This is a genomic window from Candidatus Poriferisodalis sp., from assembly GCF_965221945.1.
GTDB lineage: Bacteria > Actinomycetota > Acidimicrobiia > Acidimicrobiales > Poriferisodalaceae > Poriferisodalis.
Map to the genome: position 1 here is coordinate 387846 of NZ_OZ244925.1, position 15969 is coordinate 403814.

17 protein-coding genes are annotated in these 15969 nt (G+C 65.6%); 9 read left to right on the top strand and 8 right to left on the bottom strand.

What is annotated here, in order from left to right:
* Positions 1-37: 37 nt before the first annotated feature.
* The 4 genes from ACOQPH_RS01825 to ACOQPH_RS01840 all read left to right on the top strand — a co-directional run bounded on the left by ACOQPH_RS01825 (position 38) and on the right by ACOQPH_RS01840 (position 2211).
* Entirely contained in the window at positions 38-370 is a 333-nt protein-coding gene (locus tag ACOQPH_RS01825; RefSeq protein WP_420623056.1) for a non-heme iron oxygenase ferredoxin subunit, read from the top strand.
* A complete protein-coding gene (gene sufC, locus ACOQPH_RS01830; RefSeq protein ID WP_420623057.1) occupies positions 367-1257 on the top strand; it encodes a Fe-S cluster assembly ATPase SufC in 891 nt (296 codons plus the stop codon). Before ACOQPH_RS01825 ends, sufC (ACOQPH_RS01830) begins: the two co-directional genes overlap by 4 nt.
* Before the next feature lie 101 nt (positions 1258-1358).
* Positions 1359-1655 (top strand): 4a-hydroxytetrahydrobiopterin dehydratase, encoded by a 297-nt coding sequence (locus ACOQPH_RS01835; protein ID WP_420623058.1) that lies wholly within the window; start codon positions 1359-1361, stop codon positions 1653-1655.
* 67 nt (positions 1656-1722) lie between these two features.
* Positions 1723-2211, top strand: coding sequence for an NUDIX domain-containing protein (locus ACOQPH_RS01840; RefSeq protein ID WP_420446659.1), 489 nt, complete (start codon positions 1723-1725; stop codon positions 2209-2211).
* Positions 2212-2277: 66 nt separating this feature from the next.
* On the opposite strand, the gene ACOQPH_RS01845 is transcribed toward ACOQPH_RS01840, so the two are convergent.
* Positions 2278-2781 (bottom strand): hypothetical protein, encoded by a 504-nt coding sequence (locus ACOQPH_RS01845; RefSeq protein ID WP_420623059.1) that lies wholly within the window; start codon positions 2779-2781, stop codon positions 2278-2280.
* Positions 2778-6422, bottom strand: coding sequence for a RecQ family ATP-dependent DNA helicase (locus tag ACOQPH_RS01850; protein ID WP_420623060.1), 3645 nt, complete (start codon positions 6420-6422; stop codon positions 2778-2780). Before ACOQPH_RS01850 ends, ACOQPH_RS01845 begins: the two co-directional genes overlap by 4 nt.
* 421 nt (positions 6423-6843) lie before the next feature.
* Between ACOQPH_RS01850 and ACOQPH_RS01855 the strand changes: the two genes are divergently transcribed.
* From ACOQPH_RS01855 to ACOQPH_RS01870, 4 genes are all read left to right on the top strand, one after another.
* The gene (locus ACOQPH_RS01855) at positions 6844-7083 is read left to right on the top strand and encodes an AbrB/MazE/SpoVT family DNA-binding domain-containing protein (RefSeq protein WP_420623061.1); all 240 of its coding nucleotides are present in this window, start codon (positions 6844-6846) and stop codon (positions 7081-7083) included.
* Positions 7080-7511, top strand: coding sequence for a hypothetical protein (locus tag ACOQPH_RS01860; protein ID WP_420623062.1), 432 nt, complete (start codon positions 7080-7082; stop codon positions 7509-7511). Before ACOQPH_RS01855 ends, ACOQPH_RS01860 begins: the two co-directional genes overlap by 4 nt.
* 78 nt (positions 7512-7589) lie before the next feature.
* On the top strand, positions 7590-7877 hold the full coding sequence (locus tag ACOQPH_RS01865) for an AbrB/MazE/SpoVT family DNA-binding domain-containing protein (RefSeq protein WP_420623063.1): 288 nt from the start codon (positions 7590-7592) through the stop codon (positions 7875-7877).
* The gene (locus tag ACOQPH_RS01870; RefSeq protein WP_420623064.1) at positions 7877-8269 is read left to right on the top strand and encodes a PIN domain-containing protein; all 393 of its coding nucleotides are present in this window, start codon (positions 7877-7879) and stop codon (positions 8267-8269) included. The genes ACOQPH_RS01865 and ACOQPH_RS01870 overlap by 1 nt, the downstream gene beginning before the upstream one ends.
* 26 nt (positions 8270-8295) lie before the next feature.
* Here ACOQPH_RS01870 and ACOQPH_RS01875 read toward each other — a convergent pair whose 3' ends face one another.
* The 6 genes from ACOQPH_RS01875 to ACOQPH_RS01900 all read right to left on the bottom strand — a co-directional run bounded on the left by ACOQPH_RS01875 (position 8296) and on the right by ACOQPH_RS01900 (position 14459).
* A complete protein-coding gene (locus ACOQPH_RS01875) occupies positions 8296-9477 on the bottom strand; it encodes an acyl-CoA dehydrogenase family protein (RefSeq protein WP_420623065.1) in 1182 nt (393 codons plus the stop codon).
* 47 nt (positions 9478-9524) lie between these two features.
* Positions 9525-10019, bottom strand: a complete 495-nt coding sequence (gene sufU, locus ACOQPH_RS01880) for a Fe-S cluster assembly sulfur transfer protein SufU (protein WP_419552267.1) — start codon at positions 10017-10019, stop codon at positions 9525-9527.
* Positions 10020-10050: 31 nt separating this feature from the next.
* Entirely contained in the window at positions 10051-11310 is a 1260-nt protein-coding gene (locus tag ACOQPH_RS01885; protein ID WP_420623066.1) for a SufS family cysteine desulfurase, read from the bottom strand.
* Complete coding sequence (gene sufC / locus ACOQPH_RS01890; protein WP_420623067.1) at positions 11307-12128, bottom strand: Fe-S cluster assembly ATPase SufC; 822 nt, start codon at positions 12126-12128, stop codon at positions 11307-11309. Before sufC (ACOQPH_RS01890) ends, ACOQPH_RS01885 begins: the two co-directional genes overlap by 4 nt.
* Positions 12129-12210: 82 nt before the next feature.
* A complete protein-coding gene (locus ACOQPH_RS01895; protein ID WP_420623068.1) occupies positions 12211-13056 on the bottom strand; it encodes a class I SAM-dependent methyltransferase in 846 nt (281 codons plus the stop codon).
* A gap of 29 nt (positions 13057-13085) precedes the next feature.
* Positions 13086-14459 carry a M20/M25/M40 family metallo-hydrolase gene (locus ACOQPH_RS01900; RefSeq protein WP_420623069.1) on the bottom strand — a complete coding sequence of 458 codons (1374 nt, stop codon included), beginning with the start codon at positions 14457-14459 and terminating at the stop codon, positions 13086-13088.
* Between the two features lie 39 nt (positions 14460-14498).
* Here ACOQPH_RS01900 and ACOQPH_RS01905 point away from each other — a divergent pair, with 39 nt between their 5' ends.
* Positions 14499-15950 carry an amidase gene (locus ACOQPH_RS01905; protein WP_420623070.1) on the top strand — a complete coding sequence of 484 codons (1452 nt, stop codon included), beginning with the start codon at positions 14499-14501 and terminating at the stop codon, positions 15948-15950.
* Positions 15951-15969 lie beyond the last annotated feature (19 nt).

Genomic DNA, 15969 nt, shown 5'->3' on the forward strand with positions numbered 1-15969 from the left:
ACGGCGTGATGAGCCCGGCCGTCATGGAGACGGCGTGATGAGCGAAGCAGTCGAGGTCCGCACCGTGGTGCTGTGCCAGCGAGATGACGTCCCTGACGGCGAAGCCCGACGCTTCGATGTCGACGGTCATCGCATCGCGCTCGCTCGCATCGGCGACGACTTCTATGCCATCGGCGATCGATGCACCCACCAGAACTACTCGTTGGCCGACGGCTGGGTCTGGCCCGAAGAATGCGCGCTGGAATGCCCTCAGCACTCGTCGAGCTTCGACCTGCGCACCGGGCGGCCGAATTGCTTCCCCGCCACCCAGCCCGTGCCGGTCTACGAGATACGCACTCAAGGCGAAGGCGTAGCGGTGGTGCTGCCATGAGCGCCAATTCCACCCACACGCTGCGCATCGAAGGGCTGTGTGCGTCCGCGGGCGGTCAGGAGATCCTCCGAGGCGTCGATCTCGAAGTGTCCTCGGGACGGGTGCACGCAGTCATGGGCCCCAATGGCTCGGGCAAGAGCACGCTCGCGCACGTGGTGATGGGCCGACCCGGCTACGAGGTCACCGCCGGTTCGGTCACCTTTGACGGAGTCGACGTCTTGAGCCTGGCTCCCTGGGAGCGAGCGCAAGCCGGGCTGTTCCTGGCGATGCAGCATCCGACCGAGGTGCCAGGTGTCTCGGCAGCCCAGGCGCTGGCCGAGGCTCTTGCATTGCGGGCCGGCTACGACAGCTCGGGTGCCGAACAGCTGGAGCGGACCCGGGGATTGCTCGAGGCCGAAGCAGCCGCAGTCGGGCTGAAGGCTGAGCTGGTGGCGCGGCCGCTGAACGTCGACATGTCAGGCGGCGAGAAGAAGCGGAACGAAACGGTCCAGCTGGCGGTGCTGCAGCCGCGCATCGCCATCCTGGACGAGATCGACAGCGGCCTCGACATCGATGCTCTGCGAGCGTGCGCCAACCGCATCGAGGCGCTCACCGAGGCCGGCCTGGGAGTCCTGGCCATCACGCACTTCACCCGGGTCCTCGAGTACCTCCGCCCCGACGAAGTCCACGTGATCGTGGATGGTCGCATCGTCGACTCTGGTGGACCCGAGCTTGCGGACGCGCTCGAGGAAGACGGTTACGCGCCGTACCTGCCCGACGAACCAAAGGCTGGCGTGGCGGTGTCCATCGGCGGGCTCGACAGCTCCCTCGCTGCAGGGGCGCGGCCGTCACCCGCCGACGATCCGTTTGCTGACCCCTGGGCAGACCCGCTCGATGAATTGGGCTGAGCGCCGCTGGATCTTCCTTGACGCGAGCGGCATAGCGCGCTTTCGATGTGCCTGCCGGTTGGTGTTGACTGGGCAAGGGGAAACATGAGGAGGATGATCCAATGGCACGAGAGCTGTTGTCGCAGGACGAACTTGCAGAACTGGCGGCCGAGTTGGGGGACTGGGACGTGTCGGGAGCTGAATTGCGTCGCACGTTCCGCTTCGGGAACTTCGTGGAGGCGTTCGGATTTATGACTTCTGCGGCCCTAGTGGCAGAGAAGATGAACCACCACCCCAACTGGTCAAACGTGTACAGCACAGTGGAGGTCGCGCTGAACACTCACGACCGTGGCGGCGTGACCGAGCTGGACGCTGCACTGGCGCGCGCGATGGACGGCTTGGCGGGCGGCGCAAGCTGATCGCTGTTCGATGGCTCGCAGGCGCCTGAAGCGGCGCAAGAGGGGAGAACGGTCCGCAACTCCGCAGATGGTGGAGGGGACGATCGAATCGAAGCCCGGCGCGCGCCGCCTGCTGCATCAGCTCTTCGAAGCATGGGTGCGCCTGCGGCCGGCTCGGGTCACGCTCGGTGTGCGCGGACTCGTGGTCGACCCTAAAGGCCGGATCTGCTTGGTCCGCCACACCTACAGGGACGGCTGGTTCCTGCCAGGCGGCGGCGTGAAGCCACGTGAGACGCTCTCGGAGGCGGCAGCCAGAGAGCTGCGCGAGGAGACCGGCATTGTCGTCGCCGAGGCTCCCCGGAAGGTGCTCGGCGTGTACTCCTCGCGCCATGGGCGTCGCAGCGACCACATCGTCGTGTTCGTCGTCACCGATTGGCGGGTTGAAGAGTCCGTCTCGCCGGAAATTGCCGAAGTGGCGTTCTTCCCTCCGGGCGAACTGCCGCCCGGCACGACGCCCGGCACCTCACGCCGAATCTCCGAGTGGATGACCGGAGTCCCACCCGGCCACCGCTGGTAGGTCCGGCGGCGATCGAACCTGAAGTGCCGACGGCCCGCAGAGACGACGTGTCGTCCGGTCGCGCCTTCAGGACAGGCCGAACTTCTGATTCAGCTTCTGGCGCTGCTTTTCGGATATGCGAGCGATGGCCGATTCGAACTGGTCAACTCGCCGTTGGAGCACGTCACGTTGTTCACGAGCTTCCTCTCGCTCGTTCTCAAGCGCTTCCAGCTTGGATGAGAGCAGGTTGCGGAGGCTGTTGAGATCTTCGCTGAAGGCGGACTGTTGTTCGGTCATGGCCTGTCGGAGGTTTCGCAACGGCTCACCGTCAAGCAGTTGATGGGCCGCTTCCAACGTCGCCTGTAGTTGTGTCAGAGCACTGCTGGCCACCTCCGCCGCGCCATCGATGCTGATTGCTGAGTTGCGCATCGCCGCCGCTGCTGCGTCAAGGGAATCCGCGGCCGAAGTCTGGCGTTCTTCTGCCTCGCCCAGCGTCGCGAGGCGCCCGTGCAGTGCTTCCAATGCCTCCAGGGACTCACTCCAGCGCTGACGAACTGCGTCGAAAGTGATCTCAGTCTCAGTCTCAATCATCTCGTCCCCTCGTAATGGGCTAGTGCTGCGTCCCCAACGTCATTGGCGAACTCGACCGACTGCGCCAACTTGAGGACGGCGAGTTGTTGGTGTTGATGCCAATGGTCGTCGAGCCAGCCTGTGAATTCGCCGCCTACTGCCTTCGCGCTCGTCACGGCGCCGAGCAGGCCGGTTGCGAGGTGGTATGGATCTCGCTCCGCCCGGTCCAGCGCGGAGCTGGCTAACGCATATTCCATGATGTCGCCATTGCGGCCGGTAAGTGCACGTACCAACTCAGCCAGCAACTGTTCGACCTCGCTGCGGTCTGTTTCGTAGAGTTCGAGCGCCGAGGTGAGCGCGTCCGACATGTTCTGCTCGAACTGACGCAGGTCGCCATCACGCAGCATCGCCTCGGCCAAGCCGCGGCTCGCAAGCAGCCCGGGATGCTCAGGGTAGGAACCGAGCAGTCGAGCAGCCGCCGACCGCCATTCTTGCGTATCGCTCTCGGAGACGAAGATGCCTGCCACCTCGTCGGGCGACTCATCTGAAAGCGAACGCGCCGCTGGCTCGCCGCCATGGGAGACCCAGTTCGTCAGCCAGTCGTCGAAGGAGAACGTCGGTTGGTCGGCCAGTTCCTCCATGCGGCGGGAGATATCGCCCTCGTTGAGATATGCGAGAATGCGGTCCCGCAGGGCTTCGCCGTCGGACTCAGCCTCGCTAGCCACCAGCCACATCTCCCGCAGGCTCCGCAGCCGTGCTTGCATCACCGTGTCGTACATGACATCGATGAGGAGCTTGCCGCACTGCTCGACGGCGTCTCTCACTGTCGGGTAGTGCTGGTCTGCTTCCGATCGGACGCTCTCGAGCCGGCCGGGAGCGCTGCGCTCCACGAAGCTCAGCAGGCCTTCGACGATGTCATCGGGGGAACTCTGCTGGCTTCGGACCTGGGCGACCTCGTCCTTGCCGAATCCTTCGATGGTGTAATCCGTGACGTTCGACAAGACCGCCAAGCGGTGCAGCGCCCGCTTGCCGACGCTGCTATCGCTCCCGTCAACGGCCAGCCGGATCTGGTTCCTGTTGGACGACAGCCTGTCGTAGACGGTCATGAGCGCGCTCTGCTCTGCTGAACGTGGCGGAAATGACTGATGGAGAAAGTACAGTGCGGTGCTGACATCGTCCCACTTGTCGGACTTGTGCCCGGTGCGCAGCAGTTGCTCGTTCAGGTCGTGATCGTCGTCGCTGAGGATCCACACACACCAAGCTGGGTCTCCGTCTCGGCCGGCACGGCCGACCTCTTGGTAGAAGGCTTCGATCGAACTCGGCAGTCCGTAGTGGATCACCCACCGGATGTTCGACTTGTCGATCCCCATACCGAAGGCATTGGTGGCAACCATGGTGGCGGCGCGGTCTTGCTTGAAGTCCGCGGCCCACCGCTTCTTCAGGAGCGGGAATTCCGCTGGCCTCACGCCCTCGGGTGCCCCGCCCGAGTATCTCGTGGCCGATCGATCCAACTCCCGTACTGCCTCCCACGTCGGGGTCACGCCCTTAGGGCCTTTCACGGTGCGCACGAAGACGATGCCGGAGTAGCCAACCTCTGGCACAAAGAACGTGGTGCTCGTTGCATCGAACCTGCTCGGCAATGCACGCAGCTCGCCTTTGAGTTCGGCCTCGCGGCGCTCTGGCTGCGTCCGCACGACTCGGTAGTTCAACTCGGGCCTGTTGAACGTGGCCGGCCGAATGACGGAATTCTCGCGTGTCTGCGAGATCCCGAGCTGGTGCAGGACATCCTTCAGCACGGGCCGCGATGCCGTCCCGGTGAGCGCCAGCAGCGGGGGCGGGCCTGTCTCACCTCGGCACACGTGCCGCAACGTGGTGCCGAAATTGAGGTAGGCGGTGCGAAAATCGTGACCCCATTCCGAGACGCAGTGAGCTTCGTCGACTACCGCGATATTCACCGGCGACTGCTTGGAGATCTCAGTCAGCTGGTTGCGAAACTGCTGGCGCTGCAGACGTTCGGGTGACAGAAAGGCAAAGCAGGCCTCCCCGAGTTGATCCTGAAGATCTCTCGATTCGCTAGTGATGCCGAGGCTGCGGTCGATGCCGTGGCTGAGCAGACCCTCGATCTGATCCTCGATCAGGGCGTTGATTGGGTCGATCACCAGCGTGACGCCTGGCATGCACAGGCCTGCGAGCTGGTAGATCATGCTCTTGCCACCGCCGGTTGGCAGCAACACCGCACAGTCACGGCCTTCGAGGATCTCGGTGATGGCCTCCAGCTGACCTTCGCGCAGCGCCTCCTTGGCAAACACCGCTTTCAGCACGGCTTCGATGGCGGCTCGCTGGTCGTCATCGGATTCGCACCGTTCGAAGGCCGTGATGCGTTCAGGCAATCCTCGGGTCTCATCGGCGGGCAGGACGGGAACTCCACAGGAGCGAACAATGACGGTCCGCTCGTCTGGGTCGTCTGGCAATGGCTCACACGGCGTGCGGTCGCAGTCGAGCCGAATCTGCACGGCTGCGACGTCGGATGGTTGTCCGCTGAACGGGCGTTCCGCGAACACTCCAGGTGCGATGCGCACGTACTGGCGTGACTGGACATCGCACGAGAACACCACGCAGTGCGGCGCTGACGCACCGTTGTTCCACATGACGTCGAGCGCGTCCAGCAGCCCTAGGTATGGGCCCACGAGTTCCACGGCACCGGAGGCGGGATCGCGCACTTCGATGTGCCATGTGTCGCCATCAAGCCAGCCAGCATCCATCGCTTCGCACAATCCCAGCACCAGGCGGTGGACCTGAATTGCCGCCCACACCAGCGAGTCGGGATTCTGGGAGGGCGCCGGGAGTCGTCGCAGCTCGTCCAACGTCCGATCGAGGCCGTCGTGCCGCTGCGGGCCAGCGTGCAGCTCGTTGGTAGGAATTCGAAACGTCTGGATACCGATGTCCTTGAGTGCTGCGTCCCGCAGATCGTCGGCTGCCTGCTCTTCGTGGTGTTGCGGGCCGTCGATCTCGATGACGAATGGCGCCGCGCCCGGTGCCGAGCACAGGAAGTCGTTGCGGCGCCGATCCTCCTGCAGGGATGCAGGCTTCGTCGCGCGGCCGACATCGCGGCTGCCCGATGCCAACAGCGCATCCAGTGCCGGTTGCGGCGTGAGCCACCTCACGGCATGAGGCACTCGTTCCTGCACCAATCGGACGAAGTCTGCCTCCGATTGCGATGCGGCATCGGTCAAGCCCTGTTCGAATGAGGCTTGACCTCTGTCCGGGACGGCGAATGCCCCCTGCGCGAGCGACCAAGGCGGATCAAGCTTCGGTGTCATATCGCCTCGTATGCCGGTCCCGATGATTCGGCCCCCCAAGCCCTGCCGCCGAAGGAGGAGACGTTCGGCATCAGGATGCAGCGGGGGCGTACTGCCTCGGGCAAGCAGTTTGCGCAAAGTTGCAACCACCCGTCGACGGCCAGATTCCGCAGGCGGCCGGGTCGTGCCGCGAGGCACCCGGCGCGCTACCCAGCAGTTCGCAAGCGAGGCCCATTGCTTGTCAGGAACGGATCTCAGCGATGCGCCGGCACTCGCGTAGTAGGCGCGCCAGCCGTTCTTGGCCCGATGAGCGACTGTGCTGTCGCTCCACAGCACTCGACGCTGCGGGACGAACTGGCTCATCTCAGCAACTGTCTCGTCGGGCTTGACCGCCTCGTGGTCGGCCGTTGCCACGCTCTTCGGGCAGCAGCACGTCGTGTCGGGATGCCGGCCGGCGGCGTATCTTCAGGCCGGGGCGAATGGTGCTGCGACGAGCAAGATTGGCACACCCACATGCGTTGGCCCTTGCTCGGGCGGGCATCGGCAACTTCTTTGATCATCGGTGATGAACAGGTTTTGCACCGAGGCATTCGTCCTCCGTCCCGACCTAAGCCGCCGCGACGAGACAGTCTTGCAGGGGCGGGCAGCGCTTGGGGATGCCCGCCGCCCACGGACGGCTGCTCCGACTGCAGCAGCCGGGCGCCTGCGCAATCGTGGCGCGCACGGGCAACTTGCCTCAGAGTCACTTGGTATACGAAGGTGCGCTGCCAAGTAGGCTCCAAGCATGAGTTCCGTGCGCGAGTACTTGGTGTCCTCGTCGGGGCAGATGTCGCTGCCGGCCGCGGTACGCCATCGATGGGATTTGGACGATGGCGGCCCGGTGGACGTTCTCGATCTTGGATTTGGGGTGCTCACCGTCCCTATCGGGCAAGGGCGTCGACTCCTCGGTGACCTCTTGAGCCGTGACGAGCACGCCAGCTTCGTCCGAACCCTCGACGACGATCCAGAGCTTGCCACCACATGAGTCAGGTCGTCCTTGACGATCATCTCTTGCGTGATCTGCTGGCAGACGAAGCGGGCTCCGACCTCGCGCGAACTTTGGCTGAGCATTCGCCTGCGACGACGAACCTCTACTTGGTGCGGCTCTGCCGAAGCGTGGTAACGGCTGCCGGCGGTGCGCTCACCGGCTCATGGCCCCGGGCTGCTCGTCACGCGCTCGGCCGACGTCTGGCGACGTTGAGTGAAGACATCGAAGTCGTGCCGATGCGCGTGCTCGCGTTTCGCATGGCCGAGCTGGCCGACTCGTACCGGCTGTCCAGCCTCGGAGCGGAGGCTGTGGCTGCCGCGGAGCATCTAGCTGCGCCCTTGTGCGTGTGGTCTGGTGATGACGGGCCGAGAATCCGGGCTGCTATGGCAGGCATCGGCGCCGAATACCGCCCGGTTGACGCCTAGATTGCGGTGTCCACGCGGCACGCAGCCTCGACGACTCCCAACGGGACCGGCCAACTGGACGGGGTTATACTCATTGGTATGACTCATCGGGTGGGGCTGAAAGGCCAAGTCGTGATTCCGAAGGAGATCCGTGACCAACTCGGCATCCGGCCGGGCGATCGTGTGAGCTTCTGGTGCGACGGCGACGCGGTGAGCGTGCGCCGCGTGACCGACCTGTCCTCGTTGTTCGGCTGCTTGCCGAGCGAACCCGACTTGACCGAGGACTTGCTCGCAGAACGGCGAGCCGATCGTGAGCGTGAGGAAGCTCGCTTGGCCCGGTACGGGGCATCGCTGGCCGATGACGAGACCCACGGTCACTCTGGCTGATGGCGGTCGTGCTGGACGCTTGGCCGGTCATGCAGTTCATGCAGGGCAGGGAATCGCTTGAGCGCCGGATGTCCGAGTTGCTCGAAGGCAGCGAAGCCGTGATGTCGTGGATCAACGTCGGCGAGGTGTACTACTCGACTCGGCGTCGCTGGGGATCGCCACTCGCAGATCGTGTGCTGCCCCGGCTCTTGGGAAACGTTACGGCTGAGATCCCAACCGCCTCACGAGTCATCGAGGCGGCGACGCTCAAGTCGGAGTATCGAATGTCCTATGCAGACGCGTTCGCTGCGGCCACCGCCGTGGCCCATGATGCCGAGCTCTGGACGGGTGACCCCGAGCTGCTCATTGCGGACTCACCCTGGCGCTGGCGCGACCTCCGCGTAGAACTCTGACGCACTCAGTTGAGCACCGCAAATCGCTAGAGGCGGGGGGTGCGGGGTGGGTGGCCCATGAGGATGCGGCCGTAGCCCTCCAACGCTGGGTCGAGCGCGGTGATCGCGTGCATGTTGATGGCCTGCAGGTCGGCTTGGAAGCGGCCGATGCGGTTGGTGTCGCGCACGCCGCGTCCCCCGGTTGCCAGGTAGAGCGTTTCTACGGCTTCTAGGCACCGTCGCACGGCATAGGCACAGTCGAGCCGCACCCGTGCTCGCAGCCCGAGCTCCATGAACTCCCCGTTGCGTGCGGTCTCGGTGATCAGCTCCGCGGTTCGCCGCAGCAGCAGCTCGCCCTGGTCGACGAGCGCATGAGACTCGGCGAACTGCCGGTGTGTCAGCGGCCAATCGGTCTGCAGCACGTCGACGTGGCTGATGACCTTGCCGTCGACCTCTTCGGCGAACGCTGCGAGCGATGCCCGGGCGGCACCGATCGCGACCGGCGTGAGGGCGTACGCCAAAGTCGGCATGAGCGCGCTGCGCTGGATCCAACCCTGGTTGCGGGCCATGCCGGGTGTGTCGCCTGAAGCCAGCACCTCGCCGGGGACAAAATGGTGTTCGGGCACGAAGACATCCTTGGCCACGATGCTGCTGCTGCCCGTGGCCCGCAGACCGCTGGCATGCCAGTCGTCGAGGAAAGCGATGTCCTTCGCGGGCAGGACGAACATGCCCGAAATGGGCTCGCCGCCGTTTGGTGACGGGATGTGACCGCCCAGGACAATCCAGCCAGCGTGGTCGATGCCTGACCCGAACGGCCAGAAGCCGTTGAGCGTCCAACCTCCGTCGACCCGGACTGTGTCGCCACGATCGGTCAGCACTCCGGCGACGTAGGTGTCCGGACCGTCGGCGTAGATCTCCTCTTGGCAGGCACCGGGCCAGTGCCCTGCGAGCCAGGCGTGGGCATTGCCCACGCACGCCAGCCAGGCGGTCGAAGGGCAGCCCTCGGCTAGCGCCGTATGCACTTCGAGGTAGGTGATCCAGTCGAGTTCCTGACCGCCATTGGCGCTCGGTTGGCCGATCGTGAGCAACTCGGCGGCCCGCAACTCGTCGATGGCGTCGGGGGCAATCTGACGGGCCCAGGGATCGGCCGCCGCTCGGGCGGCCAGCTTCGGAGCAACCTGCCGCGCCCGCTCGACGAGTTCAGCGCGGCGATCAGCCTGCTCAGTCATGGTCCCGCCTTATCGCTGTGTGCAGGCGGACCGATCCGCCGGAAGGCTCACTCCGCCCCGGATGTCTCGTCGAGGCCGCTGGCGAGCGCGTTCCAGCCCAGCGTCGCGCATTTGATTCTCACCGGGAACTTCACCACGCCCCGCAGCGCTTCCAAGTCGCCGAGTTGGAGCACTCCGCCGTTCGACGCCCCGCCGTCGCGATCGAGGGCCTCGGATCCGTCCCCACCGATGACTTCCTCGTGGATCGACATCATGGCCTTGAAGGCCCGGGTGAGATCACGGATCTCGTTAGCGGACTTGCCAATAACCGCGGAGGACATCATCGATGCCGATGCCTGGCTGATCGAGCAGCCCTGCCCGCCGACACGCAAGTCGGTCACCGTGTCGCCGTCCATCTCGAAGGTCAGCACGACCTCGTCGCCGCACAGGGGGTTGAATCCCTCGCTGCGGTGCGCCGGCGGGCTCTCCAGCTCGCCGCGGTTGCGCGGGTTCCGGTAGTGGTCGAGGATGATCTCCCGGTACAGGTCTTCGAGCCCAGCCATCGGGTTTCGTTCCGCCCCAGTCCTGTTGCCGCTAGCGGCCGAACAGTGCGCCGACTTCGTCGAGCGCCTCAGCTAGCGAATCTACGTCGGAAGTGTCGTTGTACACGTACAGCGATGCCCGCGTCGTGGCGGTGACGCCGAGGCATCGCATGAGCGGCTTGGCGCAGTGGTGTCCCGCCCGCACGCACACGCCACTCTGGTCGAGCACTTGGGAGATGTCGTGGGGATGCACGTCGCGGTAGACGAACGACAGCACGCCGCCGCGCTGGGCCGGCTCCGATGGACCGTGCACGGTGATGTCGTCGCCATGGCGGTCCGTGAGCGTGCGCAGGGCATACCCGGTGAGGCTGACTTCGTGGGCGCGCACGGCGTCCATGCCGAGCCCTTCCAGGTACCGCACGGCGGCCCCGAGGCCCACGATCTCCGCGATAGGCGGGGTGCCGGCTTCGAACTTGTGGGGCACCGTGTTGGGCCGGAAGCCCTCCTTGGTGACGTCAAGGATCATCTCGCCGCCACCCAGGAACGGCGGCATGTCTTCGAGCAGATCGGAACGCGCCCACAGCACGCCCACACCGGTCGGGCCGCACATCTTGTGGCCGGTGAACACCATGAAGTCGGCGCCTAGAGCGCCCACATCGGTGGGCAGGTGAGGTACGTACTGGCTGGCGTCCACGCTGATCAGCGCGCCTGCGTCGTGGGCGGCGGCCGCGAGCCGGGGGATGGGATTCAGCGTGCCCAACACGTTGCTCATGGCGGTTACCGACAGCAGCTTCGCCCCGTCGAGCAAGCGGTCCAGGTCCGTCAGATCCAGGCAGCCGTCGGCGGTGATCGGAATCCAGCGGATCTCGAAACCCCGCTCAGCGGCCAGGATGTGCCAGGGGACGATGTTGGCGTGGTGCTCCATCTCGGTGAGCACAATCGCATCAGCCGGGCCCAGGTTGGAGCCGCCCCATGAACGGGCCACCAGGTTCATGGCCTCGGTGGCGTTCTTGGTGAAGATGATCTCGTCGGCACTGGGCGCCGAAATGAAGCGAGCCACGTCAGCGCGGGCATTCTCCATCAGCTCGGTTGCCGCCGCTGCGATCTCGTACGCGCCGCGATGGACGTTGGCGTTGACGGTGCGGTAGTAGTCGTCCATGGCGTCGAGCACGGCCGCCGGCTTCTGCGACGACGCGGCAGAGTCCAGGTAGACGATCGGATGGCCGTGGACGCTGCGTTCGAGCAGTGGGAACTGCGCCTTCACCGGCGCATCGATAGGGCCGTCGATGGCGACGTCGCCCCCGGTGCTCACGCCGCGGCCTTCTGCTCGAAGGGCTCGTAGCCGTCGCGTTCGAGTTCGGCAGCCAGTTCAGGACCGCCCGAGGCCACGATCCGCCCGTCGACCAGCACATGCACATGGTCGGGCTCGATCTCGCCAAGCAGGCGCTCGTAGTGGGTGATGAGCACGACGCCCATGTGCGGCCGCTCGGCGCGAACCTGCTGCAGACCAGTCGCGACCACCCGCAACGCGTCGATGTCGAGTCCCGAATCGGTCTCGTCGAGCACTGCCACATCGGGCTCCAGCAAGGCCAGCTGCAGGATCTCGTTGCGCTTGCGCTCGCCGCCGCTGAACCCCTCGTTGAGGTAGCGGTCCATGAACGACTCGTCCATGCCGAGCCGTGACATCCATTCGCCCATGGCGACATAGATCTCGATCGCCGACACGTCTTCGCCACGGCGTGCCGAAACTGCTTGACGCAAGAAGTTGCGCACCGATACGCCAGGGATGTGCTGGGGGTACTGGAAGGCCAGGAACAGGCCGGCCTTGGAGCGGGCATCGGGATCCCATTCGGAGATGTCGTCGCCGCGATACCGGATCTCACCGCCGGTGACCTCGTACTCGGGCGACCCCAAGATCGTGGTGGCCAGCGTCGATTTGCCCGACCCGTTGGGGCCCATGATGGCGTGGCACTCGCCCGCGTTGACTGTCAGATCCACGCTCTGGAGGATCTGCGGCCCGTCGACAGCTCGGACACCCAAGCCGTCGATCTCGAAGAGGAGTGCGCCCCCCGCAGCGTCCGGCGCAATGTCGGCTGCCGCGCCTCCCGCCGCTGTGTCGCCCAATGCCATCAGACGCAGTGTATGGCTGGCCCGAAATGCCCCAACCGGCGCCCCTGATGGAGATGGCGGGTGTCGCCGATCGCCTGCGCCGTCAACTGTGCCGGTCGCGCCTAGCTCGCTCGACGCGCTCGACGATCTGCTCCGAGCTGGATCGGATGGTGCGCATGGCTGCAGCCGCCAACTGCGTGGCGGCTTCGCCAAGGGTCGGTTCCGACGGCGTCGGAGAATCCGGGGCTTCGGGTTCTGGTTCGGACGCTTCAGGCTCGGCTGACGCGTCTGGTTGGGCATCGGAGACCCGTATGAACCTCGCTGTCAGCACCCCGTAGCGGCGTTCGGTGTTCGCGTGGTCGAACAAGATGTTCTGCTCGGCGCTCTGGTACGCGCCGTTGCCGAACTTTTCCAGACAGCGAAACGACTGGATGGCGAATTCGGGCGCGAAGTGCTCGACCACGTCCCAGTCGAAACAGATCGGCTCTTGGGGCGTCGGGCGATCGTGCACGTCGGTGATCACGAGCAGCAGGCCGCCGGGGGCCGTGAGGCGCTTCATCTCGGCGACCGCAGCTTCGAGATCGTCGACGTGGTCGAGCGAGTTGAACGAGCAGACGATGTCGAAGCTGGCATCGGGGTACGGGATTGTTTCCGCGCCGGCTGCGACGTAGGTCATCGCGTGTTCGGCAGCTCCCATCTGCAGGTAATCGTCAGCCAGCGGATCCACGCCTACGCGTTCGCGGGCCATCGTTGCCCACTCCAGCGACCCCCGGGGGCCGCAGCCGATGTCGAGCACCCGCTTGTCGCGGTAGTCGTCGTGGGTCAGGCCGAAGTGATCGGTGTAGAAGCGCTCGAACCAGTAGTTATCGAGCTTCCCTTCGGCGTCCTTGCGTTTCGACCAGTAGGCCAGCTCGCCGACGCCCTTGCTGACAACTTCGCCCTCAGACACCCGATCTCGCTCCCATTGCCCAAAGGACGCTAGTTCCAGAGGCTGTCGACCACGTCGAGCCAGAGTTGAGTGGTCAGCGCGAGTGATTCGACGTCTATGCGCTCGTCGTTGCCGTGGAAGCGGGCGCCATAGTCGCCGCCGTCCAGATCGGGGCTGAACAGACCGGCCCCATAGGCCACAGCGCCCATGTCGCGGTACACGCGGGAGTCGGTGAACCCGATGATGAGCTGCGGGGTGAGCCGAGCAGTCGGGAACCGCCGCCCCACCGCCACCTGCAGCGCATCCCACAGCGGTGTCTCGACGCGGCTGACCGAAGCGGGATCGTTCATGATGATCTCAACCTCGACATCGTCCGCCAGGTCGCCGAGCGCCTCATCCAGGTGCGCCTGCACCTCCGCTGCGCCCTCACCCGGCAGCGTGCGCACATCCACCTCGATGTCGACGTGGTCGGGGATCACGTTGATTTTCATCAACGTGGGCGCGCCGATGACGTTCGGCGAGAACGAGGTATGGGTGCACGAGTACAGGTGCGCTGCCACCGACGCGCTGGGATGGGCATCCAGCCAGTCCTCGATGAGTGCCTCGTCCAGCATGATCGCCCGGGTCTCGTCGTCGACACCGAGCGTGTCGACCTGTTCCCGCCACAGCTCATGGAACCTCGGCGGCGGGTGGTACTGCGAGATCCGGTGCACCACTGCGGCTGCCCTGACGAGGGCGTTTTCCTGCCGGAACGGTCGTGAGCCGTGCCCGGGCACGCCCCGTACCCGCAGGCGCCGCCAGGCCACGCCCTTCTCACCCACGTTCATGCCGATGAAAGGAGCTTCGGGCGAGCCCGAGTGCAAACCGCCGTTCTCGGTCAGCACGTAGTCGGCACCGATTGCATCAGGGTGGTTCTCGGCCATCCAGCGAGCCCCGTAGGCCGAGCCGGCCTCCTCGTCGGCGCAGGCGAAGTAGATGAGGTCGCCTTTGGGTCGGTAGCCCGTTTCGGCCATGTGCCGGAATGCCACCGCCATCGAGGACGTCAGGTTCAGCATGTCCACCGCGCCGCGGCCCCACACCTCGCCATCGATGAGTTCGCCTCCGAATGGGTCGCGGCTCCAGCCGTCGGGATTGACCGGCACCACGTCGGTGTGACCCATCAGGCACAGGGTGGGCGCATTCGGATCGCTGCCTTCGATACGGGTCACGAGCGACCGCCGGCCCGGAGCCGCATCGAACACCTCAAGATCCAGGCCTGCACCCTCCAGGTAGGCCTGAATGGTGTCGGAGTTGCGAACCTCGCCCCCGGACTCCGTTGTGCCGTAGTTGACGCACTCATTGCGGATCAGGGTCTGCAGCAGCTCGACGGTTTGGCCGGTGCGACGGTTCTCATCGCTGGTCCCAGCAGTGAATGACTGGCTCATGGGCTGCAACCTAGGCGGCGGCTGTGGTCGAATGAACCGATGGACACGCGCTCTGGGGACGAAGCGGGCATCTGCGGGCTGACGGCGACGCAGATGGCGGCGATGCTGGCGAACGGTGAGATCTCGGCGCGAGAATTGCTCGCGGCACACCTTGAACGCATCAGCCAGGTCAATCCGGCCGTGAATGCGATTGTGACATTCACGCCCGAACTGGCCGCCGAGCGGGCTGCTGCGGCCGATGAAGCCCACGCCCGCGGCGAGTCGCTCGGGTTGCTGCATGGTCTGCCGGTGGCGCACAAGGATCTGGCGCTCACCGCCGGTGTTCGCACCACGTTGGGCTCGCCGCTGTTCGCAGACTTCGTGCCGGACATCGATGCGCTGGTGGTCGAGCGTCAGCACCAGGCGGGGGCAGTCATGGTGGGCAAAACCAACACACCCGAGTTCGGCGCCGGCTCGCACACGTTCAATCCGGTGTTCGGCATCACCCGCAACCCCTACAACGTTGCCAAGACATGCGGAGGTTCCAGCGGGGGAGCAGCGGTTGCACTGGCTACCCGGATGCTGCCGCTGTGCGACGGCTCGGACCTCGGTGGCTCGCTGCGCAACCCTGCCGCGTTCTGCAACATCGTGGGCTTCCGGCCATCCCCAGGACGGGTGCCGTCAACCACCTCGCAGGACGCTTGGTTCCCGTTGGCCGTCGAAGGCCCGATGGGGCGGACCGTGACCGACGTGGCGTTCTTCCTGCAGGCGCTCGCCGGTCCCGATGCCCGCTCGCCGGTGTCGAACCAGGAGTCGCCGGAGGTCTTTGCAGGCTCGCTGGAGCGAGATCTGCGCGGCGTGCGGGTGGCGTGGTCGCTCGATGCGGGCGGACTGCCCATCGATCCTGCGGTGCGGGCCGCGACGGCGAACGTGCCTGATGTGCTCACCGACTTGGGCTGCGAGGTCGTCGAGGCCTGGCCGGACCTGTCCGATGCCCCGCAGATCTTCCAGGCCCGGCGGGCGTGGCTGTTTGCCGTGGGTTTCGGGCCGCTGCTGGAGCAGTACCGGGACCAGCTGAAACACACAGTGGCGTGGAACATCGAACAGGGTCTCGCCATGTCCATCGGCGAGTACACCGACGTCTGCCGTCGCCACACCCAGCTGTTCGCCGGCGTCGATGCGTTCATGTCCCCTGCCGATGGCGGCTTCGAGTTCCTTGCGTGCCCGACCACCCAGGTGCCGCCCTTCGATGTCGAGGTCGAATACCCCACCGAAATCGACGGGGTCGAATTCGAGACCTACATCGACTGGATGCGCTCGTGCAGCGACATCACCGTCACGACCCACCCCGCCGTCTCAGTGCCCGCCGGCTTCACCGCCGACGGCCTGCCCGTCGGCCTGCAACTGGTAGGCCGCCATCGAGCCGACCGCTCGGTGCTCGAGTTGGCCCACGCGTGGGAATCCACCACTCGCCATATTGACGTGCTCCCGTCGCTGTCCCCAACATCCTGAACCCCCGAGAGCGTCCGTC